The 12,590-nt window shown below is 38.6% G+C and carries 14 protein-coding genes; 6 read left to right on the top strand and 8 right to left on the bottom strand.

Annotation, left to right across the window (positions count from 1 at the left end):
* Positions 1 to 31: 31 nt before the first annotated feature.
* From IQ244_RS00095 to IQ244_RS00110, 4 genes are read right to left on the bottom strand one after another with little or no spacing between them, the layout of a single operon-like run.
* Complete coding sequence (locus IQ244_RS00095) at positions 32 to 760, bottom strand: hypothetical protein (RefSeq protein WP_193889046.1); 729 nt, start codon at positions 758 to 760, stop codon at positions 32 to 34.
* 35 nt (positions 761 to 795) lie between these two features.
* On the bottom strand, positions 796 to 1,596 hold the full coding sequence (locus tag IQ244_RS00100; protein ID WP_193889047.1) for a S1 family peptidase: 801 nt from the start codon (positions 1,594 to 1,596) through the stop codon (positions 796 to 798).
* A 7-nt stretch (positions 1,597 to 1,603) separates the two neighbouring features.
* Positions 1,604 to 2,392: a S1 family peptidase gene (locus tag IQ244_RS00105; protein ID WP_193889048.1), complete on the bottom strand. Its 789-nt coding sequence runs from the start codon at positions 2,390 to 2,392 to the stop codon at positions 1,604 to 1,606.
* 41 nt (positions 2,393 to 2,433) lie between these two features.
* Positions 2,434 to 2,931 carry a COP23 domain-containing protein gene (locus tag IQ244_RS00110; protein WP_228058640.1) on the bottom strand — a complete coding sequence of 166 codons (498 nt, stop codon included), beginning with the start codon at positions 2,929 to 2,931 and terminating at the stop codon, positions 2,434 to 2,436.
* A 499-nt stretch (positions 2,932 to 3,430) separates the two neighbouring features.
* On the opposite strand from IQ244_RS00110, the gene IQ244_RS00115 reads away from it, so the two are divergent.
* The 4 genes from IQ244_RS00115 (at position 3,431) to IQ244_RS00130 (ending at position 6,827) form a co-directional block, all read left to right on the top strand.
* Positions 3,431 to 4,408 (top strand): sodium-dependent bicarbonate transport family permease, encoded by a 978-nt coding sequence (locus tag IQ244_RS00115; RefSeq protein WP_193889049.1) that lies wholly within the window; start codon positions 3,431 to 3,433, stop codon positions 4,406 to 4,408.
* A gap of 4 nt (positions 4,409 to 4,412) precedes the next feature.
* Entirely contained in the window at positions 4,413 to 4,706 is a 294-nt protein-coding gene (locus IQ244_RS00120; protein ID WP_193889050.1) for a P-II family nitrogen regulator, read from the top strand.
* A gap of 88 nt (positions 4,707 to 4,794) precedes the next feature.
* Positions 4,795 to 5,469, top strand: a complete 675-nt coding sequence (locus tag IQ244_RS00125; RefSeq protein WP_193889051.1) for a carbonic anhydrase — start codon at positions 4,795 to 4,797, stop codon at positions 5,467 to 5,469.
* An 86-nt stretch (positions 5,470 to 5,555) separates the two neighbouring features.
* Positions 5,556 to 6,827 carry a proton extrusion protein PcxA gene (locus IQ244_RS00130; RefSeq protein WP_193889052.1) on the top strand — a complete coding sequence of 424 codons (1,272 nt, stop codon included), beginning with the start codon at positions 5,556 to 5,558 and terminating at the stop codon, positions 6,825 to 6,827.
* Between the two features lie 34 nt (positions 6,828 to 6,861).
* On the opposite strand, the gene IQ244_RS00135 is transcribed toward IQ244_RS00130, so the two are convergent.
* From IQ244_RS00135 to IQ244_RS00145, 3 genes are all read right to left on the bottom strand, one after another.
* A complete protein-coding gene (locus IQ244_RS00135) occupies positions 6,862 to 7,044 on the bottom strand; it encodes a hypothetical protein (protein WP_193889053.1) in 183 nt (60 codons plus the stop codon).
* A 188-nt stretch (positions 7,045 to 7,232) separates the two neighbouring features.
* Complete coding sequence (locus IQ244_RS00140; protein ID WP_193889284.1) at positions 7,233 to 8,918, bottom strand: NAD(P)H-quinone oxidoreductase subunit 4; 1,686 nt, start codon at positions 8,916 to 8,918, stop codon at positions 7,233 to 7,235.
* A 141-nt stretch (positions 8,919 to 9,059) separates the two neighbouring features.
* Positions 9,060 to 9,572, bottom strand: a complete 513-nt coding sequence (locus tag IQ244_RS00145; RefSeq protein ID WP_228058641.1) for a GNAT family N-acetyltransferase — start codon at positions 9,570 to 9,572, stop codon at positions 9,060 to 9,062.
* A gap of 71 nt (positions 9,573 to 9,643) precedes the next feature.
* Between IQ244_RS00145 and IQ244_RS00150 the strand changes: the two genes are divergently transcribed.
* Both IQ244_RS00150 and IQ244_RS00155 read left to right on the top strand, forming a co-directional pair.
* Positions 9,644 to 10,543: an isopenicillin N synthase family dioxygenase gene (locus IQ244_RS00150; protein WP_193889054.1), complete on the top strand. Its 900-nt coding sequence runs from the start codon at positions 9,644 to 9,646 to the stop codon at positions 10,541 to 10,543.
* Entirely contained in the window at positions 10,544 to 11,686 is a 1,143-nt protein-coding gene (locus IQ244_RS00155) for an NAD(P)/FAD-dependent oxidoreductase (RefSeq protein ID WP_193889055.1), read from the top strand. It begins immediately after the preceding gene.
* 177 nt (positions 11,687 to 11,863) lie between these two features.
* Here the strand turns inward: IQ244_RS00155 and IQ244_RS00160 are convergent, their stop codons facing one another.
* Entirely contained in the window at positions 11,864 to 12,583 is a 720-nt protein-coding gene (locus tag IQ244_RS00160; RefSeq protein WP_193889056.1) for a hypothetical protein, read from the bottom strand.
* Positions 12,584 to 12,590: the final 7 nt, after the last annotated feature.

A 12,590-nucleotide genomic window follows, 5' to 3' on the forward strand; every position in this document is an offset into this window, starting at 1 on the left:
TTTGCCTTTTACCTTTTGCCTTTTGCCTTATTTACGGCTGACTAGGTGCAGTACAAGCACTATTAAACCCATAAGCTTCTTGCCAATGTTTCACTGTTCCCTTCCCGATGGGAAAGACTTTGGTATCACCATTGGCAAAAGTTAACCGCGCACGAACTTCTTTTGCTGGAGCTTTGCGTAAAATATTAGCAGCATCAGCATTGATGGCAAAAGAAGTATCTGACATATACCAAGTATTGTTATATGAAACGTTTTGATTGTTTTCATATTCTGTATATGTATATTTGCTAGAAAAGCCCCTGACTTTGCTATTAGGAGTAGGAGTTAACTGGAGAATTTGACCATCAATGCCTAACTCTATTGTTGTGGGAGCGATTTCATCTAATGTAGCTTGGCCATTGCTGGGGGCTGTTTGCACAACAATTTTGGCAAAGCAGCCTTCAATTTTGCTTCCCCAAAGAGAAACAACTACAAATCTACCGGGACGGGGGCCGTTAAAGGGGCTTTTAATCAAACTGCTTAATGGATCTTCACCGTGGGCATCAATGACTACTTTGCCTAAAGCGGAATTTACCAGGGTATCTTGAATATTAACGAGTTTACTAAAAGGCAAACCACCACCAGCCCAAGGCATCCCATTCACAGTATTGAGTTTATCTTCATCAATTGCACTTTGAGCGATCGCTCTGCCATCATAAAAATTCAGCAATGTTGGTAATACAAATACAGCTAAAAGGCTAGATTTTAAACAATTTTTCATCTTAAAAAATTCGTCACGTAAAAAAGATGTAATAATTAGCAAATTCTACCAGGACAAGATCCGGCGGCTCCACCCGAACCATTGATAACGCTTGGTCTACCAATGGTAGGAACATTTGCAGATGCAGGCCTATCTTTGGGTTGAGAAATTGGTATGGAAAATTTTAAAGTGTTAACAGCTTGAGAATTAATAAAGATTTTGATGGGAATGCCCAAATTAAACCCAACTTTTTCGCCACCAGATCTAGCACCTCGTCCGTGAATCCCAATTAAACGGCCGTTATCATCTAGTACAGGGCCACCACTCATCCCGCGATAAGTAGTGTTGCTGTAAATTAAGGTGTAACCTTCTTTGTCTTGAGAATTTGTGCCGATAATTTGCCCCATTGGGACTAACACAGTCCGGCTTTCAATGCCATTTAATGGTTCTGGTGCGCCAGATACATATACATTTGTCCCTTCCCTTGTGGCATCAGAATTACCAAAAATGGCTACATTGTGTGCCTTATCGCTGTTAAACTGTAAAATTGCTAAATCTGCCTCTGGCACACGGGTAATTGATGTTGGTTGTACTTGATATTGAGTCTGATCCCGTGTTTGGACAGTGTAAGTTCCTGACTCATCAACAACGTGCCAATTGGTGAGAACGCTGTAAGTTTTACCTTTGCGGTAAATAATTACTCCAGAACCGAGTTTGGGGCCACTAATCAATACAGTAATATCTTTAGCAAGATTAGTGACATCTTGAGCAGTTAAGGGTCGAGCAATTTCTGCTTGCGTAAAGGCGATCGCTACTCCGATAATTGCTGTTGTTAATCCACGATTAAGTCTCATCATCTGACCTCTAATCAGCCTTATTGAATACAGTAGTAACCGTAGTATTTTCGGCTTTCGGCATCATTTGCATTACCTTTGTGATTGGTACAGCCCAACTCAGGCGAATAATCATTTGATGCAGTCTTTCCTCAGCTTTGGAACCATCAGCAAATACCGAAGGTTGATCCCACAAGGGATAAGCCTGCATCCCGTTGATTCCCACCACTTGACCCCGACGATTTAATAAAGGGCCGCCACTCATACCATTTTTAATATTGTTGGTGTAGCCTAGCTGATAACCCCCTTCTAATGGTTTGGCTAATACTAAACTGACCTTACCTGTGGTAAATGCAAAGCTTTGTTTTTTCCCTCTCTCTTCCACTGCTGGATAACCCGCAGCAAATACTTCATCTCCTGGTGTGGGAGATACACCAACAGATGCTACTGCATAGATACTGCCTGCACTTTTAAATTGCAACACAGCCAAATCGTTTTTCCCGAAGTTTAAGCGTTGAGGTAAATTAGCTGTATAAATCCTACCATCTGGAGTTTGTATACGATAGGGAGGATCACCAGCTTGTAAGACATGAGCATTAGTCAGCACCATATATGTCGTACCCTTACGCCGCAACAGAATACCTGATCCCAAAAAATCTGGAGATCTAACTTTGACAGTAATAGACCGCGCCTGTTGTGAAAGAGATACTGACTGAGCAATATAATCTGGTACAGAAATACTGACAACTGGTGCTGAAGCCGACAGTGTAAGGGAGATACTGCCAAGACAAACAACCAGTGTCAACAAAGAACAATTCATCTATCTGTATTTACAAGGGGTATGAAATAGCGATCGCATCTTTATTCATTAATATCTTGATTAATATCGCTATTTTGCTCATTTGTAGCATGATTCAGATATGTATCAAAATCAATATTCAATGAGTCTCCACCACTTTCATTGAGTACATTTCCTGCCACTAACCCCCGACGATTCATCAGTCTTCTCAAGGTTGCTTTGGCATTACTACCACGCTTAAGCGTGAATAACAAAGAACTATCTGTACAAGGCGCATTCTGATTCACCGCGGCACATACCACCGGTTCGCCTCTAATGATGCCAGTTTTAATGTACTTTAGTTTACCGTTGTCATAGCTTTTTTGAAATCTCCGCGATACTTCATAACAACGGCGTTCCGAATTCCACTCCCTAGAAAAGTAATCCTGCGATGACCATTGAATCATCGGGACTTTCCTACCATCTTGAGTTTGAGCAACTGTCATCGGTACACCCTGACGCTTTTCACACTTAAAGATAGTCCCTCCTGCATAACTGGGCTGATCGATAGTTGCAAGCATACTCAATGCAGCCACAGAAGTTACTGCAATCCCTATTAACCCTTGGCCAAAGAACCGCAATTTTATGGTTAACACTTAACTTCCTCGACAATATTAGGTGTCTTACTGAAAGTGTAAAACAGCATTGACCGTAAAATCACGGTAATAGTTCCAAATATAAAATTAATTTACCTTAAACCTAGTTGCACCACGGATAGTACAACTATTGTCGTGAATAGCAATTTACTTTTCCTCTAATTTTAATTATGTGGATTTCACTATTATCTATTTCCTTTTAATCTTGAATTCTTCTTCAATTAGCGTTGCTATTCCTTGAAATGGGATTACAGTATATTTTTTAGCTAATTCACACCAATGACATCAAAAAAACACACGTTCTTCACAATATTACAATATATTAACCGAGCATGGTTGATTATTTATGAAAGAAATTTTTAGTTATGAATCAATCTGTTAGTTTATTGGTCATTGTTCTGAATCAATATCAGGGAAGCTAGACATGAATTCAAGTTTAATTCTGTCCAATATATTAAATCCGCCAGTACTATTTTTCTTTTTAGGAATGCTGGCAATTTTTTTAAAATCTGATCTTGAAATACCTCAACCTTTGCCCAAATTATTTTCGCTATACTTGTTACTAGCTATTGGGTTTAAGGGAGGATATGAGATTACGCAGAGTGGCATCAATACGGAAATTGCCCTGACACTTTTGTCAGCAATCTTGATGGCTGCGGCTGTACCTGTTTACTCTTTTTTCATTTTAAAACTCAAACTAGACGTATATAATGCAGCTGCGATCGCCGCAACTTATGGTTCTATCAGCGCCGTCACTTTTATTACTGCTCAGTCCTTTCTCAAAATTCTCAATATTTCCTCTGGCGGACACATGGTAGCTGCTTTAGCATTAATGGAATCACCAGCAATTATTGTGGGAATTTTGCTAGTGAGATTGTTCGCGCAAAGTCAAGAAAACAAAAAAGGAGAATTTGCTTGGGGTGAAGTTTTACGAGAAGCTTTTTTGAATGGTTCGGTTTTTCTCCTCATCGGTAGCGTAATTATTGGTACCCTCACAGGCGAAAGAGGTTGGGAAAAATTACACCCATTCACCCAAGATATTTTTTACGGAGTTTTAGCCTTCTTTTTACTAGATATGGGTATGGTTGCAGCTAGAAGAATCAAAGATATGCGGAAGACAGGTTCTTTTTTAATTGCTTTCTCTATCTTGATGCCTGTAGCTAATGCCATTGTCGGCATAATTTTAGCAAAATTAATTGGGATGTCTGCGGGAAATTCCTTACTATTTGCGGTTCTTTGTGCTAGTGCTTCTTACATAGCAGTTCCCGCAGCGATGAGAATGACAGTTCCCGAAGCTAATCCTAGTTTATATGTATCGATGGCATTAGCTCTAACATTCCCTTTCAACATTATTATTGGCATTCCTTTGTATTTCAACATTATTAAAGCTATTGGAGTTTAATCAAATGGAAGCCATCAAGAAGATTGAAATAGTTACAAACTCTTTAGAAATAACAAAGGTTCTAGAAATTTTAGAAAAGGTCGGAGTTTCTGGCTATACAGTAATTGAAGATGTCACAGGTAAAGGAGATAGAGGTAAAGTTTTTAATGATTTAGAAACCCATGCACTCACCAATGGATATGTGATGAGCGTTTGTACACAAGAACAAGAACAAGAATTAGTAACAGCAATTGAGCCAATTTTGAAAAAGTTTGGAGGTGTGTGTATTGTCTCTGATGCCAAGTGGATTGCACATTAGATAAGCTCTGAGGAGACGTATTGATAGTATCAGCGTCTCTAAAAATCACATTTAGCTTATTAATAATATTACTAAGGAGTATTTAACCGTGCCAATTAAACGCATTATTGCGGGGCTGAATGAATTTCACGACAATTATTTTACTACACACCGAGAATTATTTGAAAACTTATCCCAAGGACAAAATCCAGAAGTATTATTTATTACTTGTTCAGACTCTCGGATTGATCCTTTTTTAATCACTCAGAGTCAGCCTGGCGATTTATTTGTTATTCGTAATGTTGGTAATATTATTCCGCCTTATGGCTCACCTAATAGCGCTGAAGCTGCGGGAATCGAATATGCAATTCAAGCTTTAAATATTGATGATATAGTGATTTGTGGTCATTCTCATTGTGGCGCGATGAGAGGATTATTACAAATAGGTAGTTTGGCACAGCAAATGCCTTTAGTTTATGACTGGTTGCGGCATTATGCTGAACCGACTCGCCGCTTAGTTATGGATAACTACAAAGATTATCCACCTGACAAGCTCTTAAAAATTGCCATTGAACAGAATGTACTAACGCAGATAGAAAATCTCGAAACCCATCCAATTATTCGTTCTCGACTTCACAGCGGCCAATTGACTCTTCATGCGTGGATTTATGAAATTGAGACTGGAGAAGTTTTTGCTTATGATGCTGAAAATGGTCAATTTAAGATTTTAGAAAATCGACCCTTCCCTGTACCGAATCCTTTGATTGGTGTATATTCAGAGTAATTAATTGTTTATGTCTGATAGGGTAGTAGTGAGATTTTAAACTCATTATTACCCTATCTTAATTCTAGATTACCCTGAATCCGGCAATGAAGAATTTTTTGTTTATAAAGAATAGTGATTTGCTGCTACAAAAAGTGTCTGAATATTGGGAAGTGATGAAGCAATGGTTCATGAATACACCAGAGCGATCGCTGGCACAAGCTTACGAGGCTGCACAGAAAATACGCAACATTGAAATAGAGCATTTTCACGGGCAAGTTATTGCTGTTGCATCCGTAAATGAGACCCCAAATGTCATATCTTATTGGCAGGGTATACTTACACAAAATTTAACTATTATTAAACTGAGATTAGCAGAATTTCAGGCTAGTCGTTCACTACTAGAAATTGCTAATCCAGTTTTATTAAACAAACTCCAGTTTATTGATGAAGTTATTGATAGATATCAGCAACAAACAGTAGCAATTAGCAATATAAACAAACAATCAATCTCCCACCCGATAAAAATTGACAATGAAATTTACCAAAACACATCTAATTTTATCAATCCTAGTAGTAACAGTAAAAGTATAGGATTTCTCCCCAGTTCTATCGGCAGAACAATTAATAGAATTACTACGGACTTTTCTCCTCAAGCTGAAGCAGACTTTATTCGGAATTATCATATTTCTCAAAATCGGACAAGAACTTCGATTCGCTTCTTGATACTTTTAATTGTTATCCCTTTATTAACACGGCAATTATCTAAAGAATTTTTAGTTAGTCCGATAGTAGAGCGTGTGAGAAGTCAACAAATTACTCCAGTATTTATCAATTCGGAAATGGAAGAAGAAGCTTTCAAAGAGTTGAAAATTTTTGAAGAAAAATTAAAATTTCAAACTTTACTCAAGAAAGCTCCAGTTTTATCTTCAGAGGAAATTGAGGCAAGTGTCAAAGAGAAAGCCATAGAAATAGCTCAAGAATTTCGATGGAAAAGTAAAGACGCTATTAGTAATGTTTTTGCTGATTTTATTTCTTTAGTAGCGTTTGCAGTAGTAGTAGCTAACGGAAAAAGAGAAATTGCGGCTATTAAGTCTTTTATGGATGAAATTATCTTTGGTTTGAGCGATAGTGCCAAAGCCTTTGTAATTATTTTGTTCACTGATATATTTGTTGGGTTCCACTCACCACATGGCTGGGAAGTTATTCTTGAAGGTTTAGCCGAACATCTTGGCGTAGCAGCAAATGAAAGTTTGATATTTCTCTTTATTGCCACATTTCCTGTTATTTTAGATACGGTTGTAAAATACTGGATATTCCGTTACCTGAGTCGCTTGTCACCTTCAGCACTAGCTACATACAAAGAAATTAACGAGTAGCATTACTCATTGCTTCAGATTATCTTGGTAGCAATTAATCTCCTTCTTTTGTTGACTGAACATTGCCGTTAATAATTGTTTGCAATAGGTTTTTGATAAACCAGAAAATTGCTGATACTAGCAACACAATCATTAAACTAGCAAGGGCAGCAAAAGGAGAAATAATCAATAAAATTAACATTGCAAAAATCACACTAGTGATTAATGTTTTATTCATATTTTTCTACCTGTTGTAGTCTCTGATTTTAGATTAACTAATAACAGGGCGAATATTCATATATCTAAAAGTAGGCATTTGGATGAAGCTGGCTATGTATAAAGCAGATTATGAATAAATTAGCCGTCATCAACTGCGGATATCACAACACAGTTCATGACGGCTAATTAATTTTCCAACTTAAGCAGTTATTTAATTATTCCGAAAACGGGTGTAGTTTCTGGTTGAGCAATTTGAGGCGCAAATAATCCCTTGGCGTATATTTTGGGATTAGCTTGGGCAAATTGAATATATGATTGGCGTACTTGAGTATTGACAGCTACAGTTTTCACATCGTACATTTGCGTCGCCAACTTGGGATAGAGACCAAAGCCAATAATCAACACCAAGAAACAAGCAGCGATAAATATTTCCCGCGGTTGAGCATCTCGATAGACGGCTTCGCTGGGTAGCAGACAGTCTGTACCGAAGCAAACTGTTCCCTCATCTTCTTGATTTTCTACAGAAGCATTGTTGATGTCACAGGTGAGTTCTGCACCAGTACCATAAAATACCTGTCTCAACATCGATAGCAGATAAATGGGGGTGAGGATAACTCCCACGGCGGCTAAGAACACCATGACTGTGCAGAATGTGGAACTATAGATGTCGCTGGTGGTAATGCCAACAAATACCTGAAGTTCGCTCACAAAGCCACTCATACCAGGAAGGGCTAGTGATGCCATTGCGCCAGCGGTGAATAAAGCAAAGACTTTTGGCATAACTTGGCCAATACCGCCCATGCTTTCCATTGCCATTGTATGAGTGCGATCGTAGGTTACACCAGCTAAGAAGAATAGTACTGCGGCAATTAAACCGTGAGAAAGCATTTGCAGCATTGCCCCACTGACACCGACATCGGTGAAAGAGGCAATACCTAACAAGACAAAGCCCATGTGGGAAATAGACGAATAGGCGAGACGGCGCTTCATGTTCGTCTGAGCAAAGGAGTTTAATGCACCATAAATAATATTGATGACACCGAGAGTTGCTAGAACTGGCGCAAAGTAAACATGGGCATCAGATAACAATTCTAAATTAAGGCGAATTAATCCATATCCACCCATTTTCAATAATACGCCTGCTAAAAGCATGGATACAGGAGCAGATGCTTCACCGTGGGCATCCGGCAACCATGTATGCAAGGGAAATACGGCTAACTTAACACCGAAAGCAATTAACAGTCCGGCATATAACCACAGTTCTAAAGCCAAAGGATAATTCTTAGCGCCAAGTTCGACTATATCGAAGGTTGTATTATCACCATAGAGAGCCATTGCCAGCCCAGCAACGAGGATAAAAATTGAAGCGGCGGCGGTATAAAGTAAGAATTTTGTCGCGGCGTAGCGGCGTTTTTGACCGCCCCAAATAGAGACGAGTAGATAAACAGGAACCAGTTCCAGTTCCCACATAATAAAGAACAATAATAAATCTTGGGCAACGAACACTCCGATTTGAGCGCTATATAGCAGCAACATCAAGAAGTAAAACAAGCGTGGCTTGAGATTAACTTGCCAAGCTGCAAATATTGAAAGCGTCGTCACCAGCCCTGCCAATAACACCAGTGGTGCGGATATTCCATCGACTGAAACTGCCCAACTCAGACCTAACTGAGGCAACCAGGCATATTTCTCCACGAGTTGAAAAGTTGCACTGCTGGCATCGTAATGTTGCCAAAAAGTATAGCAAATCAAGATAAAGTCTGCGATCGCCACACCTAGCGCATACCATCGCACAAGTTTGCCGTCTTTATCAGGCAGTACAGGGATGAGTATTGAAGCAACAAGTGGCAACATAATAATCGTAGTTAGCCAAGGAAATCCATCCGCTATCATGGCAGTAAGCAAAAATACTTATGTGTGTGAATGAAATCATTATATGCAATTTTGTTATATTTTCTTCATAAATCTTTATCGCAGATGGCTATAGAAGGAATTGATTATCTCAAGAGTGCAGAGTAGTTACTCAGATTTGCATTATTCAAGTCGCAATTCCATAAAAACCCAGTTGTCTCTGTATTCTGGCGGAACTTCAAGTTTTTCCAAATATGGTTCGATATCTTGAAAACCGAGTGAATGATAGAGTGCTTGCGCTTCCTTAGTAAAAGGAGCCGTATCTAAGCGTAATTTAGAGTAACCAATATTGGCAGCTTCATAGATGATATTTTCTAATAAAGCTCGACCTATACCTTTAGCACGAAACTTTGGTTTGACATACATTCTTTTGACTTCGCCAATCCCCGCATCAATTCTGCGTAAGCCAACACAACCAGCGATTTTGCCTTTATATTTTCCTAAAAGTAAGCTTCCTGCTGGTGGCATAAATTCATCTAGTTGAGCAAGACATTCCTCTAAAGAAGTATTAACATCAAAACTCATTTTAAATTCCTGACTCCACATGGAGTTTATCCAGGTAAAATATTCAAACAACAAATCTTTTACATGAGTTTTATCTTGTTCAGGCTCAAATTGAATAATTCTTAGCAACATAACTTCCTTTTTTTAATTAATTTTGTAAATCTTGGCAGTTTTTATATAAAAATCTCAATTTAATATTTTCTATGTCGAAAATCCCAATTATTGATTTAGCTACTTTTATAAAAAGTGATATCAAATCTCAACAAGTTGTAGCCAGAGAAATTTATGATGCTTGTCATAAAATTGGCTTCATGTATTTGCAAAATTCAGGCATATCAAAAGATTTGATTGCCCAAGTATTCTCTCACAGTAAATCATTATTTAATTTACCTTTAGCGGCTAAACAAAAACTAGCTTGGAAAAATGAATTGAGTAACATCGGGTATGTAGGTATTGAAAGAGAACGCCTTGACCCTAATCAACCAGGAGATTTAAAAGAAGCATTTAATTTCAGCCAAGCAGAGTTACTTACTCTGGAATCGCCAGTATATGAGCCTGACATTTTTGTCTTTTATCAAGCTTGTACAGAACTAGCAAATAAAATTTTGCAAGCATTGGCTTTAGCCTTAGAATTGCCAAAGGATTTTTTTAGTATTAGACATAATCAACAAAATCATACCCTGAGATTGCTACATTATCCCCTCTTCCAAACACCGCCTAAACTTGGACAAATACGCGCTGGTGAGCATTCTGATTATGGCAGTATTACCTTACTTTTCCAAGATGATGTGGGTGGTTTGGAAGTAAAAACAACTGCGGGGGAATGGATGAGTGCGCCGACAATTCCTGATACTGTGATTGTGAATACTGGCGATTTGATGCAGCGGTGGACAAATGATGTGTTTTGTTCCACCAAGCATCGGGTGATAATTCCTCACAATCACAAGTTGGAGCGATCGCGCTATTCTATTGCCTTTTTCTGTCATCCTAATGATGATACAGAAATTACTTGTCTGGAAACTTGCCAAAAAGAAGGTAAGCCGATATATCCTCCCATCCTGGCGGGAGAATATCTTTTGAGTCGTCTACAAGCAACCTATTGAATGAAAACCTACGACTGGATTGTGGTTGGTGGCGGAATTACAGGTGCTACACTTGCCTATGAATTAGTTAAAGTCGGCTTGAGTGTACTGTTATTAGAACAACACGCCACACCAGACAATGCAACTCGATATAGTTATGGTGGATTAGCTTATTGGTCGGGGACAACACCACTCACTCGTCAATTATGCCAAGAAGCGATCGCCCGTTACAATATCCTCTCGCAAGAATTAGACGCTGATATTCAGTTGCGGGAATTAGATTTATTACTGACGATTTCCGCCGATAGCAACCCAGAAGCAGCCGCTAGTGTTTATGCTAAATGTGCAGTGCCGCCGCAGTTACTGAGTGTACAAGCAGCTTGTGAGTTAGAACCACTATTAAATCGGGAAGTTATTTCCGGTGCGTTAACTGTCAAACATGGCCATATTCATCCAGAAAAAACTGCACAAGCTTATATTCAAGCTTTTTTACGTGCTGGGGGTGAAATGCAGATTAGTCAAGTTTTGCAGGTTATTAAAGGTGGTGTCCAAACAAATACCGAAAATTATCACAGTGCTAACGTTGTGATTTGCGCTGGTGGATTTAGCCGACAATTACTCAAATCAGTTGGGGTTTCTATTAAGGTATATTTTACCCACGCCGAAATGCTCGAAATTCCGCCTGTGGATTTACGGTTAAATACTTTAGTAATGCCAGCTAATCTGCAAAGATTTTCATTAGAAACAGCATCCACACAAGTTGATGAATTGTGGGATGATTTAGGAAATGAATTAGTCTCACCAATATTAGATGTAGGCGCAGTTCAGTTTTTAGATGGGAGTTTACGCTTAGGTCAAATTAGTCGAGTGCTAACAAATCCTCATGCACAGGTAAATTCAGAAGAAAGCGAACAATGGTTACGAAATAGTATTGTGTCAGTGTTACCAACTTTGGGTAATTTACCAGGAACTTGGCATCATTGTTTAGTGGCGTTTAGTAATAATCGGCTACCTGTAATTAGTGCTATGCCAGAATTGAAAGGTGTGCATATTTTTTCAGGATTTAGTAATCCTCTGGTTTTTGTCCCACCTTTGGCACAACGTTTTGCTAATTTTGTTACTGGTAAGGAAGATGAAGTTATTACGGGATTTATGCAGGTTTAATGAGGTCTTTTTTGAACGCAAAGGGGCGCTGAGGTAGGCGCGGAGTTACGCGGAGTTTTTTTCGTTAGGTTATGAGGTATAGCTGTAGCCAAGGTAGTTAGGACATCCGTAAGCGATAAAAATTAGACAACAAAAGACTTTTAACTCTGTCACCTGTCCCCTGCTATATATGAATGTTTAAAGATTATTGATGTGATTTTGAGGGAATCTAATTTCTTTAATTTCGAGGTTTGTGGTGTCTGTGGCGATGATTTCGGCGGCTTCTTGTAAAAGTTGCTGTTGTTCTTGTTGCAGTATTTCTAAGCGAGAAGAAATTTCTGCTAATCTTTGTTGTTTATCTTGATAAATAGTTTGAATAGTGTTGGTATTATTTATTTGATGATGATTGGTGATTTTATGAAAAGTAAAACCCCCAACTTTGGCTAAGGTTAGGAATATAACGCTGATTAGGGCTTGTAATAATTTTAATGGTGCTTGCAATATCGAAAAACTTGCTGTTGTAAATACACGAATAATGGCGTTGATAATACTGAAAAGAATAGCAAGACTAAACAGTAAAATTACTAAACTAATAATAGGGTGATTTGCTGCCCAATTGAGTGTGTGAAGTAGACGCAACATGATGGGATGCTGTGTCAGCCAATCATTGATGGAAGAGGCGATCGCAGTTTCAATTGCATCTGATGTTGTATTCTTAAACTGGTCAGCGGTTTGTAACCCTTGTCCAATGGAAGATTTAGCTTGTTCTAGAGTTGTTGTTGCTGTTTGGTGTAATGACTGTCCAAGTTGTTCTGCTGAGTTACTTACAGAGTTAGCTTCTTGGTGGACAAAATCTTTCATACTTTGCCAACCTTGAGAAACTTTTGACGGCAAACTGATATTGATTTGAGGTGTCATATACAAT

The organism is Nostoc sp. LEGE 06077 (genome assembly GCF_015207705.1).
GTDB lineage: Bacteria > Cyanobacteriota > Cyanobacteriia > Cyanobacteriales > Nostocaceae > Nostoc_B.